The sequence below is a fragment of the Amycolatopsis sp. cmx-4-83 genome (genome assembly GCF_046548815.1).
GTDB lineage: Bacteria > Actinomycetota > Actinomycetes > Mycobacteriales > Pseudonocardiaceae > Amycolatopsis > Amycolatopsis pretoriensis_A.
In genome coordinates, this window is record NZ_JAEBEF010000002.1 from 828,571 (window position 1) to 845,962 (window position 17,392).

13 protein-coding genes and 1 tRNA gene are annotated in these 17,392 nt (G+C 65.9%); 8 read left to right on the forward strand and 6 right to left on the reverse strand.

Annotated elements, in window-relative coordinates; translation table 11 throughout:
* Window positions 1–39: 39 nt before the first annotated feature.
* The 5 genes from ACLJQM_RS09045 to ACLJQM_RS09065 all read right to left on the reverse strand — a co-directional run bounded on the left by ACLJQM_RS09045 (window position 40) and on the right by ACLJQM_RS09065 (window position 8,470).
* Window positions 40–456, reverse strand: a complete 417-nt coding sequence (locus ACLJQM_RS09045; RefSeq protein ID WP_410630729.1) for a hypothetical protein — start codon at window positions 454–456, stop codon at window positions 40–42.
* Between the two features lie 101 nt (window positions 457–557).
* A complete protein-coding gene (locus ACLJQM_RS09050) occupies window positions 558–3,737 on the reverse strand; it encodes a type I restriction endonuclease subunit R (RefSeq protein ID WP_410630730.1) in 3,180 nt (1,059 codons plus the stop codon).
* Window positions 3,734–4,837 carry a restriction endonuclease subunit S gene (locus tag ACLJQM_RS09055; protein ID WP_410630731.1) on the reverse strand — a complete coding sequence of 368 codons (1,104 nt, stop codon included), beginning with the start codon at window positions 4,835–4,837 and terminating at the stop codon, window positions 3,734–3,736. Before ACLJQM_RS09055 ends, ACLJQM_RS09050 begins: the two co-directional genes overlap by 4 nt.
* Complete coding sequence (locus tag ACLJQM_RS09060) at window positions 4,830–6,440, reverse strand: type I restriction-modification system subunit M (RefSeq protein ID WP_410630732.1); 1,611 nt, start codon at window positions 6,438–6,440, stop codon at window positions 4,830–4,832. The genes ACLJQM_RS09055 and ACLJQM_RS09060 overlap by 8 nt, the downstream gene beginning before the upstream one ends.
* Complete coding sequence (locus ACLJQM_RS09065; protein ID WP_410630733.1) at window positions 6,437–8,470, reverse strand: hypothetical protein; 2,034 nt, start codon at window positions 8,468–8,470, stop codon at window positions 6,437–6,439. The genes ACLJQM_RS09060 and ACLJQM_RS09065 overlap by 4 nt, the downstream gene beginning before the upstream one ends.
* A gap of 162 nt (window positions 8,471–8,632) precedes the next feature.
* Between ACLJQM_RS09065 and ACLJQM_RS09070 the strand changes: the two genes are divergently transcribed.
* Window positions 8,633–11,059 (forward strand): AAA family ATPase, encoded by a 2,427-nt coding sequence (locus ACLJQM_RS09070; RefSeq protein ID WP_410630734.1) that lies wholly within the window; start codon window positions 8,633–8,635, stop codon window positions 11,057–11,059.
* The gene (locus ACLJQM_RS09075; RefSeq protein ID WP_410630735.1) at window positions 11,056–11,439 is read left to right on the forward strand and encodes a hypothetical protein; all 384 of its coding nucleotides are present in this window, start codon (window positions 11,056–11,058) and stop codon (window positions 11,437–11,439) included. The genes ACLJQM_RS09070 and ACLJQM_RS09075 overlap by 4 nt, the downstream gene beginning before the upstream one ends.
* Before the next feature lie 115 nt (window positions 11,440–11,554).
* Here ACLJQM_RS09075 and ACLJQM_RS09080 read toward each other — a convergent pair.
* Window positions 11,555–11,627 (reverse strand) — tRNA-Arg (locus ACLJQM_RS09080).
* A gap of 274 nt (window positions 11,628–11,901) precedes the next feature.
* On the opposite strand from ACLJQM_RS09080, the gene ACLJQM_RS09085 reads away from it, so the two are divergent.
* From ACLJQM_RS09085 to galT, 6 genes are all read left to right on the forward strand, one after another.
* Entirely contained in the window at window positions 11,902–12,555 is a 654-nt protein-coding gene (locus ACLJQM_RS09085; protein WP_003087851.1) for a response regulator, read from the forward strand.
* A gap of 3 nt (window positions 12,556–12,558) precedes the next feature.
* A complete protein-coding gene (locus ACLJQM_RS09090) occupies window positions 12,559–13,167 on the forward strand; it encodes a trimeric intracellular cation channel family protein (RefSeq protein ID WP_247018167.1) in 609 nt (202 codons plus the stop codon).
* Window positions 13,168–13,234: 67 nt separating this feature from the next.
* On the forward strand, window positions 13,235–13,927 hold the full coding sequence (locus ACLJQM_RS09095; protein ID WP_247018169.1) for a response regulator transcription factor: 693 nt from the start codon (window positions 13,235–13,237) through the stop codon (window positions 13,925–13,927).
* On the forward strand, window positions 13,924–15,333 hold the full coding sequence (locus tag ACLJQM_RS09100) for a sensor histidine kinase (protein WP_247018171.1): 1,410 nt from the start codon (window positions 13,924–13,926) through the stop codon (window positions 15,331–15,333). Before ACLJQM_RS09095 ends, ACLJQM_RS09100 begins: the two co-directional genes overlap by 4 nt.
* 107 nt (window positions 15,334–15,440) lie before the next feature.
* Complete coding sequence (locus tag ACLJQM_RS09105) at window positions 15,441–16,241, forward strand: DeoR/GlpR family DNA-binding transcription regulator (protein WP_247018173.1); 801 nt, start codon at window positions 15,441–15,443, stop codon at window positions 16,239–16,241.
* Window positions 16,238–17,320: a galactose-1-phosphate uridylyltransferase gene (galT, locus tag ACLJQM_RS09110; RefSeq protein ID WP_410630738.1), complete on the forward strand. Its 1,083-nt coding sequence runs from the start codon at window positions 16,238–16,240 to the stop codon at window positions 17,318–17,320. Before ACLJQM_RS09105 ends, galT begins: the two co-directional genes overlap by 4 nt.
* Window positions 17,321–17,392: the final 72 nt, after the last annotated feature.

Genomic DNA, 17,392 nt, shown 5'->3' on the forward strand with positions numbered 1-17,392 from the left:
GCAGTTCAGGGCCGTCGAGCGCGCCCGGCTGTATTTGGGTCAGAGTGCTGCTTGGAGTGCTTCGAGTGAATGACCGGAGCGCTGGTGTGTCCACCTGGCCCAGCCGTTGATCTCATGCCCGACGCAGGCTTTTAGCGCCGGGGACGGCTGGGGGAAGTCCTGTTCACCGACCCGGACCCAGCCGTCGGCAGTGACGGTTCCCCGGTGAACCAAGCCCTTGCGGGGCTGTTCGTGAACCAGGTCGTCGTCGGCTTCGAGTACGCCGGCTTCCAGCAGTGGCTTCAAAGCGCCGGGTCGTCGCACGATGTGACTCGGCGGCTCATTGACCTTCCTGGGGCGAGGCTTACTCGGCTTCAGCAGGCGCCGCAGGACATCGCTCACGCTCTCCAGCGGACGGGCCTGGTCTTGCAGGTACTCAAACACGTCGGTTTCCAGCTTGACGGGGTGGGTCTTCATCACGGCTCCACTCGTCGACTACTTCGAACACTTGGAGATTACAAAGTTTTCCAAGTTTGCGCAAGTCGTCCGATTGCGTGACCGTGTACGTTGGATGGAGGTCAGTCCTTGTTCGGCGACCACTCCTCGGCGAAGGTCTCCATCTGGGTCAGCACCAGCTGCGTGGCTGTAGGCTCTGCGTCGGGCGGGTAACCGTGGATGGCAAGGAGACGCTTGATGGTGCTGCGCAGTTTTGCGCGGACATCGTCACGGGACACCCAGTCAGTGGTCACGTCACGACGAAGCGACCGCACAAGGTCACGCGCGATGTCGGCCAGTTTGCCCACTCCCATCTCGCCGACCGCCGACTCGTTCTGTGCGACCGCGTCGTAGAACGCCAGTTCATCAGGTGTCAGATTCGGGCTGAACTGCTCACCACGACGGCCGTCGGCGGATACCTCCTTGGCCATGGCGACCATCTCGGCAATCACCTGGGCTGCGGTCAGGTTCTGATTGGTGTACTTGTTCATCAGCTCGATGAGTCGGTCGGAGAAGCTCTGCTGGCGCACGATGTTGTGCTTGGTGACCTTGCGCATCTCCTGCTCGATCAGCCGTCGCAAGGCTTCAATCGCCAGGTGCGGATTACGGGCCGCCTGCATCCGCGCGATGAACTCGTCGTCCAGATGTGACAGGTTCGGCCTGGGCAACCCCGCGGCCTCGTACAGGTCGGTCACCCCAGCGGCTTCGATCGCGCCGGCGGTGAGCTGCCGCAGGTACAACGCGACGTCGGCGGGGATCGGCTTGCCGCTGGCGGCGCGCTCCTCCGCGTCGAATTTCGCCATCCACACCCGGACCGCCTCGAAGAACGCGATGCCGTCGCGGTAGGGGTTCATCTCACCAGTCGACGAGCACAGCGCGTAGAACCGCGCCAGCTTTGCCGACGCCTGCCGGAACCGCTCCGCCGCCGACAGCTCTTCGCCTTCGATTTTGTTGTCGGGGTTGTCCGGGCTGCGCAGGTAGTCCACCGCGCCGAGCACGGTGTTGATAAACGCCTTCGGGTGTCCGGAGGCCAGCCCCGCACGCCAGTCGAAGCGGGCGAGGATGACGGAGGAGATCGTTTCGTAGAGCTCGCGGACCTGGGCCAATGCGTCGTCGATGTCTCGGCCGAGCGGCTTGGTCTCCTGGTCGGTGGCGCTGTATTCGGCGAGCGCTGCGTACAAGTTTTCGGTGAGCGGGGCATAGCCGACGAGCAGCCCGTCCTCCTTGGCCCGGAACGTCCTGTTGACCCGTGCCAACGCCTGCATCAGTGCCGCACCACGCATCGGCTTGTCGAGGTAGAGTGTGTGCATCGGTGGCGCGTCGAACCCGGTCAGCCACATGGACTGCACGATCACCAGCTCGAGCGGATCGTCGATCTCGCGCATCCTCTGCTGGATGGCCTTGTTCAGTGACGGCCTGCGAATGTGCTTCTTGATAACCGCGTTCTTCTCGGTAGCGTCGCCCGTGTAGACGACCTTGATGAGGCCCTTGTCGACGTCGACGTGGTGCCAGCCCGGTCGCAGCTCGATGATCTCGTCGTACAGCCGCGCGCAGATTTCACGGGTTGCGCCGACGATCATGCCCTTACCGTTGGCCCCGATGAACTTACGCATCTGGCCGGAGCGCTCTTCCCAGTGGTTCACGATGTGACCAGCGAGTTCGCGCAGGCGGTCAGGAGCACCGTAAAGTTCGTTCATCGCGGCGACGGCCCGCTGGATACGAATCCGTTCGGCGTCGTCCAGACCAGAGGTGGCGTCGTCGGCCCGTTCGTCGATGATCTCGGGGTCGATGTCCTCGGGAAGGTTCACCGGAATGTGGTTGCTCTGATAGAACACCGGCACGGTCGCGCCGTCGGTCACTGCGCGGGTGAGGTCGTAGATGTCGATGTAGTCGCCGAAGACCTTGCGAGTGTCCTTCACGCCGGAGATCGGCGTGCCGGTGAACGCGATCATCGTGGCGTTGGGCACAGCGTCGTGCAGGTGCCGGGCATAGCCGTCGAGGTCGTCGTAGTGGCTGCGGTGGGCCTCATCGACGATGACGATGATGTTGTGCCGCTCCGACAGAAGCGGATGACTGCGTCCGGACTCCTTCTCTTCCTTGGTACGGCCGAACTTCTGCAAGGTGGTGAACAGGATGCCGCCGATGGTGCGGTTGGCGAGTTCCTCACGCAACTGGCTGCGTGAGTTCAGCTGGAGGGGCTTGGTCGGCAGCAGCCCGCTGGTTTCGAACGTGGTGAAAAGTTGGTCATCGAGGTCGGACCGGTCGGTGATGACCACGATGGTCGGGTTGCCGAGGGCCGGGTGCTTGAGCACCTGGTTGGCGTAGAGCTCCATCTCGATGGACTTGCCCGACCCCTGGGTGTGCCAGACGACCCCGGCCAACCCGTGTCCACGCACGGCTTCGACGGTCTTGTCGACCGCCTTGGTCACCGCGAAGTACTGGTGCGGTCGTGCGACCCGCTTCACGACACCGTGCTCGTCGTCGGCGAAGGCCACGTAGTTGTGGAGAAGGTCGAGCATGCGGTCTTGGTCGAACAGGCCGTACAGCAGCAGGTTCAGTGCCAGCTCGGAGTCGTCCGTCGGCGGTTGCTTAACCGGCTTGCCCTCTTCGTTGACGTTCCATGGCAAGTACTGCTCGAACGGACTGAACGCGGTGCCGTATCGCGCGGTGATCCCGTCGGAAACGACGCAGACCATGTTGTAGCGGAACGCCAGCGGGAGTTCCTCCACGTAGGTCAGGATCTGCGCGTGCGCTCCGGCCAGGTCCGCGTGGGCGTCACTGGCTTTCTTGAGCTCTATTACGGCGACGGGCAGTCCGTTGAGGTAGAGGACTACGTCGAAGCGACGCTTGTGCTCGCCGTCCACGACCGTGACCTGGTTGGCGACCAACCAGTCGTTATCAGCTCGTTCGGCGCCGATGACGCGGATGGTCGGGTTCTGTTCTGCGCCGAACGAGTCGGTGTAGACGACCTTGCGGATGCCCTTGGTGATGTACTCGTGCACCTGCCGGTTCTCCGCCTTCGCATCCCTGGAGGTGGCGGTGACCAGGACCTTGATGGCTTCGTCGACGGCTGGGGCGGGCAGTTCAGGGTTTAGGTGTGCGACCGCTTGCCTGAGTCGGTCGTGAAGGACCAAGTCCTGCCAGGACTCCCGCTCGCCTGAGCCTGGGGCGATCTTCTTGCCTTCGGTCGGGTGCCAAGTGAGCTCGCCCAGTGCTTCGAGTGCGAGCTCCTCCCACGCGGTTTCCGAGTAGTCACCATTCATATTGCGCTCTCCACTAGTCTCTCGGCGTCTTTGACCCGTAGTTCTCCGGACACGAGCTTTGGTAGAAGCGTGTCGCGGATTTCAGCGAGAAGAACTGATTCCAACCTCGCGGATTGCACGCGCTCGGTCAGAATTTTAATCTGGTTCCGCGCGGAGTCGGGCAAACTCCTGGGATCCAAAACCTTTGCGGCGAGGACCTCCTTCGGGTTTACTCGCTGATGGCTGTTTGATGTGCCGGTAACCTTCTCTGACAGCTCGGCCGTAAAATGTGGCTGAGAACAGACTGCCCAAATCTCGGCAATAGTCGCTTCTCCTGCGCTGGTCAAGACGAGAAACTCCGTTGACGCTAGGGCGACCCTGTCGTTTCGAGGGAATGCTTGCCAAATTCGCGGAATCCGCGGATTCAACTTTGAAACTAGCAGGGCCTCGCCTTGAATTAAAAACTTGCTGCTCTTAATCTTCGTGGATGCGCACGTCTCCGGCATTTGGCTTGTGTCGAACGCTGGAAGACTGTAATGATCTACCAGTCGACCTTCGAGGCTGGCTGGGTCAATTTGCATTCGACTATGTGTCACTAGTCTTGAAAGGGTTGTGAAGTGGTTGCTGTTCCTGATTGGTAGGGAGGTTGACAGTTCGTTGCCCTTGGCGGCGATACGGGCGTTAATGTTTATCTTGTTGTCAAGTGCGTCTAGAACCCTTACAATTGCGTGCTGTTCGGACACGCTCGGCCATTCTATCTGTATCGGATGCACATGATTTCTGTTTAATGTAGGGTTTGCGGAACCGACGTTCAATTTCAGAGTATTTAGTTGACTTAGGAAGTAATAAACGAACCTGGGTGAGTTTCCTTTGAAGTCTTTCACCCAGAGTGTCGTATCATGTGGCCAATAGTTCTCATCTGTGTAGAAGACTTTTCCCAGGGTTCCCTTTCGTCCTATTACTACACCGGGTCCTTGGGTGGCAGGCGTGTCATGAAAGCTGGAAATCCCTCCGGAGGAAATTACTGGAACCTTGCCGGGGCGTTGTTGCTCGCGAGTAATGTCGAAACCTCGCTGCAAGGTAATAACACTACCTATAGTTGTTGTGGTCCACTCAGTCACTGATGAGCTCCAGTTGTTCGCGCACGACCTTTTCCAGTTGAGCTGACTCGTCGAAGTGGGTGTAGAGTTCCTTGGTCAACCGTTCGATTTTTTCCGTGATAGGCTCAGTGTCGATGTTGTCTTCTTCTCCCGAACCTACATAGCGACCAGGTGAGAGAACGTGGTCATGAGTGCGGATTTCATCGGTGGTGGCTGAGTAGCAGAAGCCGGGGACGTCCTCGTACTTCATACCGGTTTCCCGGGCAGATTTGGTGCCACGCCAGGCGTGATAGGTGTCGGCGATCTTGGTCAACTCGTCCGCGGCTAGTTCGCGTTCGGTGCGGTTGACCAGGACGCCCATATTGCGAGCGTCGATGAACAGGGTCTCGCCTCGTCGCTCGGACAGTCGCTTCGAGCCCTGTGGTCCCTTGTTTGCGGTGAAGAACCACAGGCACGCCGGGATCGGTGTCGTACGGAACAGCTGTGGAGGCAACGCGATCAGGCATGACACGAGGTCCGATTCAACCATGGCGGCTCGGATGTCACCTTCGCCGGACTGCTGCGACGACATGGATCCGTTCGCGAGTACAACACCCGCGCTACCGGTCTCGCGGAGCTTAGACACGATGTGTTGCAGCCATGCAAAGTTTGCGTTCCCAGCCGGCGGAGTGCCGTAGCGCCAGCGGGCGTCGTCGGAGCGACGAGCCCAGTCGGACATGTTGAACGGCGGATTCGCCAGGATGAAGTCAGCCTTGACGTCGGGGTGTTTGTCTTCGCGGAAGGTATCGGCCCAGCGGGGGCCGAGGTTGCCGCTGATACCGTGAATGGCCAGGTTCATCTTCGCCAGCCGCCAGGTACGTTCGTTGGCTTCTTGGCCGTACACGGACAAGTCCTCGCGGCGACCGCGGTGGGCGGTCACGAATTTCTCGGCCTGCACGAACATGCCGCCGGAGCCGCAGCACGGGTCGTAGACGCGTCCTGAGTATGGCTCTAGCACCTCGACGAGCAGCTTGACGACCGAACTCGGCGTGTAGAACTCCCCACCACGCTTTCCTTCAGCGCGGGCGAACTTCTCCAAGAAATACTCGTAGACCTCGCCCAACACGTCTCGGGCAGGCCGATCGCCATGGCCGGTGAAGCGAGCGTCACTGATAAGCGCAAGGAGCTCACCCAGGCGAATCTGGTCGACGTTGTCGCGGTTGAAAATCTTCGGCAGGACACCGGTAAGCGAATCGTTGGACTTCATGATCTCGTCCATGGCCTGATCGATCTTCTCGCCGGGATTGTCACCGGCTTCGTGCACGAGGTTGTCCCAGCGCGCGGAATCAGGCACCCAGAACACCCCGTGACCCGTGTACTCGTCCTGGTCGCCCAGGAAGCTTTCGATCCTAGCCTCCGGGACACCCTGCTCGACGAGTTCGGCGCGGATTTGGTCGCGGCGCTCGGTGAACGCGTCCGACACGTACTTGAGGAATACCAGCCCGAGCACGAAATCCTTGTACTGTGCCGCGTCCATCGAGCCGCGCAGCTTGTCGGCCGACTTCCAAAGGATGTCGTGCAACTCCCGCATCGTCTGCGGTTGCTCGGGCTTCTTCTTCCGGGGTGGCATTGCGCTCCTGTTCATCGTGAGAAGGTCAACGTAGCGTTCGTGATGCCCGCGGTGGCGATCCGCCACAGCTCGTCGAGTGAATCCAATTCGCTTTGGACTTGTCGTCGTCGGGCGGCGATGCGTTTGAGCAGCGCATCCAGCTGCGCTGCGGTTGCGGCGGACAGGACTGGCAGCTCCCAGTCGACGAGCTTGCGCGCCGGCCGGACGGCGCCCGCGGTCCGCGCTCGGAGGACGGTCTCCAAGAGCGCGGCGAGCACGGCGGGCGGACATCGGGCTTGGCCGTCCGGTGTGACACGTAGTCGGCGTACCGGGAACCGGACGACGGAAAACCCGCGCTCGTCGAGGTAGACGGCTGGTTCGGGAGTGAGAGTGACCAGCACGTCGCCCCGTTCGGTGAGGCCGGCGCGAGGGTACTCGGTGGCCAGCACGGCTCGGTCGATCAGGCCGGGCGAACCCGGGGTATGCAAGTCGACCGGACCAAGGACCGGGTGATGGCCGTCGAAGGAAAGGTGCTCGGTGGCGATTCTGCTGCCTTGGCCCAACCGCAACCAGCCGCGTCGCATGAGGGCACCGATCGTAGCGCGTTGACCGTCCGGATCTTCGGCGATGACCAGGCCGCTCTCGATCGGCTCCGGCGCGCTCCTGGGGCGAGCGAGTGCCGCTTCGAGCTCCCTCAGCCGAGCGACAGTCTGCGGCACGACGACAACGCGTTCGCGCACGCTGGGCATTGGCAGTGGGGTGAGCGGCCGGGGCGGTTCGACGAGATCGCGCACCGCCACCTGGACGAAGTGCCGGCGGGAATGTGCGGTCGGCCGGTATCCGTCGCGATGCCATGTGACCACATCGGTAATGCACGCGTCGACCACTTCCGCGGACAGTTCCCGGTCCGAGATGTCACCCAGGAGTATCCAGCCTTGGGCGCGCGAGTCCGGGTTCGCGGTGAGGACCCATAGCGCCGTGTCGTAACCGGGCCGGGCAGGCACCATGCCGCCGGGCAGCCGCAAGACCGCCTCGACCATTCCGCTGGCCAGCAGCTTCGCGCGCAGCCGCTCTTCGGCGGTGTACGGCTTGAGACCGGCCGTCAGTGCTTGTGCGGGGCCGAGTACGACCGCCGTACGTCCACGAGCTAGCCAGAGCGACAGGCTGTCGATGGTGTCGAGAGCCGCGTTCACCGATCGTTCCTCACCTGGGAGATAGGGCAACGCGGTAACAAGGGCGTCCGGGGGAGCGACCTCGTCGTCGAAGTTGTTGGTCACGACGATGTCTTCGGCCGGGAAATCGTGCACGCGCAGCCGCCGTCGCAGGAGCCGGGAGGTGCACTTGTCTCGCTCGGCGGCTACGAACACGGGATTGTGCGCCTCACCGAGGAGCGCCGCGGTGGCCAGAAGCAGGTCGCCCCGGCCTGCCCACGGATCGGCGATGCGGACAGATCCGGGCTGGTCGGTATGCCGCGAGGCGCCCGACAACCCTGCCATGAGGTGCGGCAGGTGGGGATGAAATCGGTCGGTGCCCGAACCGGAGAGTCGCCCCACGACGGTGAGAAGGCGCTCGAATGCCGGCCGCGCCCCCCAAGCGGCTTCGATGAGGTCGTCCACAGCGTTCACGAGTGCTGCAGCACCGTCCGGGTCGTCAGCGATCTCCGAGTTGAGCATGCAGTCGTCGATGTCCGCGGCCTGCGCTCGCTCGATCAGCTCAACCGAAGTGGCACCTCGCATTGGCTCACCGTCAAGGTGCTGCAGGCAGAGCAGTGCTGTGGCGGTGGTGAGCAGGCGCTCGGTACCCGTCTGCTGTGCGACCGCGGCGAGCGCATATACCTGCAGGTCCGGCTCGATTTCCGCGCGCTGGGCGCGACCGGTGCCGACCAGCCACGAGCACACTTGGTGGCCGTCGAACAGCGGTCGCCCCTCAACGGTGGTCGCCGCGACCGGGAAGTCCAGGTGGCGGCGGCGCCAGGTCGTGACCACCGGGCGTTGCACTCCCGCCAGCTCGGCGATCTCTGGCAGGGACATCAGAAGGCGGGCCTGCTGTGGTGTCGCGTGCGCCATCAGGGCCCCTTCTGTCCGGTCGTGTGTACAGCGATCACACTAACGAGCGAAGCGTAAGGGCATAACGTCGGACACCGATAACCCGCCTTATCAGCTATCGGCCGACCTTGACGGCATCGGACGCCTACCGTCGAGCTGGTCCGAAGTGAAAGGTGGCCGATTGTGACCGACAAGACCCTGACTGATCTGGTCCTCGACAGGGCAGACGCCGATCCCGGGCTTGCCGAGGACGCCAAGGAACTGATCCTTGCCGCACTGCTCGGTGACGACGCCTTGGGCTCCGTCCTGCTCACGCCGCCGGGCGACACCGGCAGGCCTGGAAGCCCGTTGCCGGAGCCCGAGCCGCCGCCGGTCGGGGCGTATCTGACCGGCATCAAGGTCGCCGGTTTCCGCGGTATCGGAGCCGAGGCGACGTTGTCGTTGCACCCGGGCCCCGGGCTCACCGTGGTGACCGGTCGTAACGGGTCGGGGAAGTCGAGCTTCGCCGAGGGGCTGGAACTGGCGCTCACCGGTGACAGTTACCGCTGGCAGAAGAGGCACGCGCACTGGTCGTCGGACTGGCGCAACCTGCATCAGCCCACCCCATGCGCCATTCGGGTCGGTCTCGCCGTCGACGACTTCGGCGCGGCGACCGTCGGCGTCGACTGGGCCGACGGAGCCACTCTTTCCGACCGGTCGACCTGGCTCCAACGGGCCGGCGAGCGACGGGAACGCGGCTTGACGGCGCTCGGCTGGAACTCGGCGATCGACATATACCGTCCGATCTTGTCCTATGAGGAGATGGGCGGCCTGTTGCAGGCCGGCCCGAGTCAGCTGTACGACGCTCTCGCCCGAATCCTCGGGCTGGAGCAGATCACCGACGCGGCCGCGCGGCTCGTCGCCGCCTTGAAGAAGGCCGAGGAGCCGGCTCGTGAGGCCAAGGAACGTGGCCAGCAGTTGAAGGCTGCCTTGGCCGGTGTCCACGACGATCGGGCAAAGTCCGCGCTCGCCGAGTTGGCCAAGCGGATCCCGGACCTTGATGTGCTCAGTGCGTTGGCAACCGGGACCACACAGGACCAGGGACCTTTGTCTCGGCTGCGAAACCTGAGCCGTGCGGCGGTGCCGCTGCAGGACAGCGTCTCGCGGGTCGTAGCTGCTCTGCGTGCGGGAGTCCAGGCAGTCGCCGACCACGGAGCAAGGTCGGCGGAGAGGGAAGAACGGCGGACGGCCTTGCTGTCGCAAGCTCTCGAACTCCACTCCTCGCACGGCGACCAGCCGTGCCCCGTGTGCGCGAAAGGAACTCTCGACCTGGCCTGGCGTGACCGAGCCGCGGCCGAGCTGGCGCGCGAGAGCGCCGAAATCGCTCAGCTACGTGCCGCCCGGGCGCAGCTTGTCGCAGCTCGACAGCAGGCTCGCGATCTGATCGGCCGGCATCCGGAAATCGCCGCTCCCACCGGAGTTGCTCTGGCGACGATTGCCCGCGCTGAGGAGGCCTTGCGCCGCTGGCTCGGTGTCCCCGCAGACGACCTTGCGCTCGCCGAGCACCTCACACAGCGGCATCTCGAACTCATCGAAGCGTTCGCCGCTCTCAGGATCGAAGCCGCCGAGGCGATCACCCGGCTCGAAGACGCTTGGGCGCCATTGGCGCAGCAGCTTGCGGGCTGGCTCGAGCTTCGATCGCGAGCTGACGCGCAAGCCAGAATGGTACGAACACTCAAGGCTGCCGGTGAGTGGGTCAAGGACAACGCGGCCGTGCTGCGCAACCAGCGGCTTGAACCGCTGGCCGACCGTTCGAAGGAGATTTGGGCGGCCCTCCGCCAGGAGAGCAACGTCGACCTGGGCGCGATCACGCTGGAGGGGCAGGGAACGCGCCGTCACGTCGAGCTGCGCGCGGAGCTCGACGGTGAGCACGCCGGTGCCCTCGGGGTGATGAGCCAGGGGGAGTTGCACGCACTCGCACTGGCCCTGTTCTTGCCGAGGGCGACTGCGGACTCCAGCCCGTTCCGCTTTGTCGTTCTCGACGATCCGATTCAGGCGATGGACCCGGCGAAGATCGACGGTTTTGCCCGGCTCCTGACTGACATAGCACGGGATCGGCAGGTCGTGGTGTTCTCCCACGACGGTCGCTTGCCCGAGGTACTCCGGCGGATGGCCATCCCTGGTGCACGGATCCTGGAGATCGCCCGAGGCTTCGGTTCGGCGGTCGAGGTCCGTCCCTGCCTTGACCCCGCACGCCGATACGTCGGCGACGCCACAGCTCTCGCCAATGATCGGGCAGTGCCTCCCGATGTGCAGGCGAGAGTGCTTCCGGGGCTGTGCCGAATGGCTGTGGAGGCTGCGGCACGGGACGTCTTCTACGCCCGTAGCTACGCGGCGGGCGCGAACAGGGCGGTGGTTGAGGCGCAGTGGTCGGCAGCAACTCGCACTCGCAAGCGCCTCGGTCTTGCACTGGACGGCCGAGACAGCCAGTGGTGTGAGCGTCGATCGTGGCGACAGGCGACTCTCAAGGTCTGTGGGCCGGGTGTTCACACAGGCGTGAGCGCCGACCCGCGCGGTGTTGTCAAGGATCTCCGCAGGACCGTTGAAGACCTCTTGGAGGAACGGCCGTGACCACGCCACCGCAAGCGTTGCTCCGCCACGCCCGGGAGGTCCTCGAAGGCACGGTTCACGTTCCGGCAGGACTGGCAGTTCGATCGGCTGCGTTCCTTGCGCGGCAAGCGATCGAAGGCATGGTGACGACATCGTGCGAAGCGCTTGGAGTATCGATCGACCGTGCCAACATGCGCTCCAAGGTCATCGTGATCAGCGCTCTCCGCGGAAACGAGATGGGAGCGCGTGTAGATCTGGCTTGGGCTGCTCTTTGCCAGGCCTGCCATCATCACGCATACGAGCTGATACCACCTGCGGATGAGATTGCTCTCTGGATTGGCCAGATCGAGGCTCTGCTTCTCGAAGTAGCGGACTTTCCGATTGCTGGTTACGGCTCGTAGGTACGCAGTCGCGCGCTCACACTGTTGAGGTGGTCGGCCGACGACGAGGGGGCGGCGTGGGCACGCTGATTTACTCCGAGACCGAAGACGCCGCCGAAGGAATCTTGGTACTAAGTGCCCCCGGCAGGATTCGAACCTGCGACACCCGCTTTAGGAGAGCGGTGCTCTATCCCCTGAGCTACGAGGGCCTGCTGCTGCCGTCGCAAGCTTAGCTTGCCCGGGCGGCCTGCGAGAGCAGGGGCACGGATGGAGCAACACGACCTACGTCGTCACCCAGGTGAGTGGTTCTTACCCGCAGCCGACAGCTCGCTTACACCCCGCCGGACAGCCCACCCCACCTGACCTGGACGGACCAGTCGGTCACCTGGTCGTGTCTGGTTTCGAACTGCTGAACAACAGTAGGTAACCTTCGTTAACGGGACGCGGGGAGCCGCCTCCTACTGGCTGTTGCGGAGGGCTTCGTTGATCAAGCTCATGTTCGCCGACGACGAGGAACTGGTGCGCTCGGGGCTGCGCGCGATGATGTCCGGGGCCCAGGACATCGAGATCGTGGGCGAAGCCTCCGACGGCAGATCCGCGGTCGAGGTCGCCCGTCGGTACCACCCGGACGTTGCCCTGCTCGACATCAAGATGCGGGCCCCTGACGACGGCATTCGCGCGCTCAGGGCCATCCTCGCGCTCCCCGATCCGCCCACCGTGGCCATGCTGACCACCTTCGACATCGACGAGTACGTCAGCCTCGCGCTGCGGCTCGGGGCCAACGGCTTCCTGCTCAAGGACATCGATCCCGCCGCTCTGCTGCGGGCGGTCCGGGACCTCGCGCGAGGGGGTGCCGTCCTCGATCCCGGCGTCGCCGCTCGGATGGTCCAGTCGCATCGGGACGAACAACGTGCCGCTCAGCCCGCGCGGAAGCTCCTCGCCTCGCTGTCCGAACGGGAGCGTGAAGTCGTCGCGCTGATCGGCCAAGGGCTGAGCAACGCCGAGATCGGGGGGCGGCTCCACCTGTCCGAAGCCACCGTCAAGGGGTACGTCTCCGCCGTGCTCTCCAAGATCGGGGCCGCGAACCGGGTGCAGGCCGCGCTGCTGGCCTACCGCGGTGGGCTGCTCGACCAGTAGACCATGCTGCTCACGGCGCTGGAGTTCGTCGGGCTCGTCGCCTTCGCCGCGTCCGGGGCGCTCGCCGCCGTGCGGGCGCGGCTCGACGTCTTCGGGGTCGTCGTGGTCGGGCTCACCACCGCGCTCGGGGGTGGGGTCATCCGGGACGTCCTCCTCGGCATCCACCCGCCGACGACGTTGCGGAACTGGCCCTACCTCGCCGTCTGTGCCGGGACCGCGCTCGTCGTCTTCGCCTTCCACCCGCAGGTCGCGCGGCTGCGGCGGGGCGTTCTGCTCGCGGACGCGCTCGGGCTCGGCGTCTTCGCCACCGCCGGGACGACCATCGCCATCGACGCCGGCGCGACCGTGTACGCCGCGTGCCTGATCGGGATGACAACCGGGATCGGGGGCGGGGCCGTCCGGGACCTCCTGCTCCGGGAAATACCGCTCGTCCTGCGGAAAGAGATCTACGCCGTGGCCGCGCTGGCCGGGTCGGTGCTCGTCGCTGCCGGTCACGCTCTGCGACTGCCGGCCGGGCCGGTGACCGTCGTTTCGGCCGCCGCTGTGGTCGCTGTGCGGATGATCGCGCTCTGGCGGCACTGGAACGCCCCCGTCGCGCGGGCACCGGAGTGAGCATTCTCTTTGTCAGTTCTGTGTGTGTTCTTAGGCGAGTCTCAGCACGCTGAGTAAAACTGTCGCCATGCGCATCCTTGTGGTGGACGACGACCGCGCCGTCCGTGAGTCGCTTCGGCGGTCCCTGGAGTTCAACGGTTACCAGGTCCAGCTGGCCAGCGACGGTGCGCAGGCGCTGGAGGCGATCATCGCCGACCGGCCGGACGCCATGGTCCTCGACGTCATGATGCCGCGGCTGGACGGCCTCGAAGTGGCCCGCCGCCTGCGCAGCACCGGTGACGACCTGCCGATCCTCGTGCTGACCGCGCGCGACACCGTCTCCGACCGCGTGTCCGGCCTGGACGCCGGCGCCGACGACTACCTGCCGAAGCCGTTCGCGCTCGAAGAGCTGCTCGCCCGGCTGCGGGCGCTGCTGCGCCGCGCTTCGCCGGAGGAGCGGAACGGGCAGGCCTCGGAGATGCTGTCCTTCGCGGATCTGACCCTCGACCCGGGTACGCGGGAGGTCCGCCGCGGCGGGCGGGAGATCAGCCTGACCCGGACCGAGTTCGCCCTGCTGGAACTGTTCCTTTCCTACCCGAAGCACGTCCTCACGCGTGGCCGGATCCTGGAGGAAGTATGGGGTTACGACTTCCCGACGTCGGGCAACGCGCTGGAGGTCTACGTCGGCTACTTGCGCCGCAAGACGGAGGCCGAGGGGGAGCCGAGGCTGATCCACACGGTGCGGGGGGTGGGGTACGTCCTGAGGGAAACCCCGCCGTGACCGAGCCCGGCGACCCCCGGGGCACGCGCTGGGGGACGCGCCGGTTCTCCCTGCGCGGCCGGGTGACGCTGCTGGCCGCCGCCTGTGTCGCCGGTGCCGTCGCGCTGGTGTCGATCGGCGCGTACATGGTCGTCCGCAGCAACCTCTACCAGCAGCTCGACGACAGCTTGATGGCGCGCGCGCAGGCCGCCGCCGACTCGCCGCAGGTGCAGACCGAGCTGCGGCAGGTCCCCGGCGCGTTCCTCGCCAGCGCCGACCTGCAGATCGGGCAGCTCAACGCGGCTCCGGACGTCCAGCACGCCGTGATGACCTACCCGCTGTCGAGCTCGGCGCCGCCGTTCGGCCAGGAGGAGCTGGCCGTCGCGAACGGCGACTCGCCCGAGTCGATGCGGACCGACTTCCGCACCGACAGCCGCGTGGTCGCGCTGCCGACCGGGCACGGCGAGGCGATCGTGCTCGCGCAGTCGATGGGGCCGACCAAGCGCACGCTGAACGAGCTCGCGCTGGTGCTGTTCCTCATCGGCGGTGCCGGCATCCTGGTCGCCGCCGCGGCGGGCACCGCGGTCGCGCGCACCGGCCTGCGCCCGGTCGACCGGCTGACCCTGGCGGCCGAGCGCGTCGCCAAGACCGGCGACTTGCGGCCGATCCCGGTCAGCGGGGACGACGAGCTCGCGCGCCTCACCACGAGCTTCAACACGATGCTCGGCACGGTCGCGGACTCCCAGGAGCGCCAGCGCCAGCTCGTCGCGGACGCCGGCCACGAGCTGCGGACGCCGCTGACGTCGCTGCGCACCAACCTCGAGCTGCTGCTCGCCGCGAGCAAGCCGGGCGCGCCGCCGCTGCCGGACGCGGACCGGATCGACATCGTCGCGGACATCAGCGGCCAGCTCGACGAGCTGACGCAGCTCATCGGCGACCTCGTCGAGCTCGCCCGCCAGGACGAGCCGCGCGAGCGCTTCGAACGCGTCGAGCTGCTGGACGTCGTCGAGCGGGCGCTCGACCGGGCGCGGCGGCGCGCGGGCGAGATCGACTTCGACGTCTCGCTGCAGCCGTGGGTGCTCACCGGCGACAACAGCTCGATCGAGCGCGCGGTGCTGAACCTGCTCGACAACGCGGTGAAGTTCTCGCCGCCGGGGTCGACGGTCTGGGTGCGGCTGTACCCGCTCGGCGACGGCACGGCGGTCGTCGAGGTGGCCGACGCCGGGCCGGGCATCGCCGAGGAGGACCTGCCCAAGGTGTTCGACCGCTTCTACCGCTCGTCGGAGGCGCGGACGCTGCCCGGCTCGGGGCTCGGCCTGGCGATCGTGAAGCACGCGGCGGAGCGCCACGGCGGCGCGGTGTACGCCTCGCAGGCGCCGGAAGGCGGTGCGCTGATGACGATCCGGCTGCCGGGGGCGCCCGGCTGACCAGCGACTCCAAAGTTCACCCGTGGCTCACCACCAGATCCTGTGTTGAATCGTGTAGGATTTTGTGTGGTTGAAGCCTTGGTGTTCGGCGGGGACGGAGTTGAACGGTGCTGGCGCGTCAGCGACAGGCGGTGATCCTGGAAGAGGCACGCCGGACCGGCGCGGTCCGGGTCAGCGACCTCGTGACCAGGCTGGGCGTGTCCGACATGACGGTGCGCCGCGACCTCGACGTGCTCGCCGGGCGCGGGCTGGTCGAGAAGGTCTACGGCGGCGCCACCTCGATCGTCGGCAAGAGCACCGACGAACCCGGGTTCGAAGCGAAGTCCGTGCGCCAGCGCGCGCAGAAGGAAGCCATCGCCGAGCTCGCCGCGACGCTCGTGCGGCCCGGCACCGCGATCGGCATCTCCGCCGGCACCACGACGTGGACGCTGGCGCGGGCGCTCGACGCCATTCCCGGGCTCACCATCGTGACCAACTCGATCCAGGTCGCCGACGTGCTCCGCGGCTCGACGCAGCCCGATCGCACCGTCGTGCTCACCGGCGGGGTCCGGACGCCGTCGGACGCGCTGGTCGGGCCGGTCGCCGTGCACAGCCTGCGGTCGCTGCACCTCGACGTCGTCTTCCTCGGCGTGCACGGGATGGCCGAGGGGGCGGGGTTCACGACGCCGAACCTCACCGAGAGCGAGACCGACCGGGCGCTGGTCGAAGCCGGGCGCAAGCTGGTCGTGCTCGCCGACCACACCAAGTGGGGCACCGTCGGGATCTCCACGATCGCCGACCTGGACGAGGCCGACGTCGTCGTCACCGATGACGGGATCCCGGACGAGGCCAAGGAAACGCTCGCCGAACGGGCGGGAGAACTCATGATCGCCGAGACGGCGGAGACGGACGAGGCCCAAGAAGCGTGAAGCGCACGGTACGACACCTGGCCGACGGCCGGGAGATCATCTACTTCGACCAGCCCGGCGCGCCCGACCGCGTCGCCGAGGACACCCGTGACCTGCCGCCGGTTTCGGCCGCGTCGGAGATCCGGCGGGACCCGCTGACCGGCGAATGGGTCGCGATGGCCGCGCACCGGCAGACGCGGACCTACAAGCCGCCGGCGGACCTGTGCCCGCTGTGCCCGAGCAAGCCCGGCAAGCCGAGCGAGATCCCCGAAAGCGACTACGACGTCGTCGTCTTCGAGAACCGCTTCCCGTCCTTCGCCGAAGACGTCATCGGTGAACCGTCCACTGTGGATGGTCTCGGGCTGGTGCCGGTGGCGCCCGGCCGCGGGCGCTGCGAGGTCGTCTGCTTCACCAGCGACCACGACGGTTCGTTCGCGAGGCTGAGCGCGAAGCAGGTGCGGGCCGTGGTGGACGCCTGGGCCGACCGCACGACCGCGCTGTCCGAAGTGCCCGGTGTCGAACAGGTTTTCCCATTCGAGAACCGCGGTGAGGAAATCGGCGTCACGCTGTCGCACCCGCACGGGCAGATCTACGGCTACCCGTTCGTCACGCCGAAGACCGCGCGGATGATCGACGTGGCCCGCGCCTACCAGGCCGAGCACGGGCGCCCGGTACTCGGTGACGTGCTGGCCGCCGAACAGAAGTCCGGCGCGCGCGTGGTGGCGTCCGGCGAGCACTGGACGGCGTACGTGCCGCCGGCGGCACGCTGGCCGGTCGAGGTGCACGTGGTGCCGCACCGGCAGGTCGCGGACATCCCCGCGCTGACCGACGCCGAGCGCGACGACTTCGCCGACGTCTACCTGGACGTGCTGCGCCGCTGCGACGCGCTGTACGACCGGCCGCTGCCGTACATCGCGGCGTGGCACCAGGCGCCGGTGCGCCAGGACCGCGAACTCGGCTGGCTCCACCTGGAACTGTTCTCCGTGCTGCGCGCGAAGGACAAACTGAAGTACCTGGCGGGGTCCGAATCGGGCATGGCGGTCTGGATCAACGACGCAACGCCCGAGCAGATCGCGGAACGGCTCCGCGCGGCGGGCTGATCCCGGCCATACTCATCTCCGATGCACAGGTTCGGCTCAGGAACCTCTCAGGACCGTCCCGCAAGGTGATGA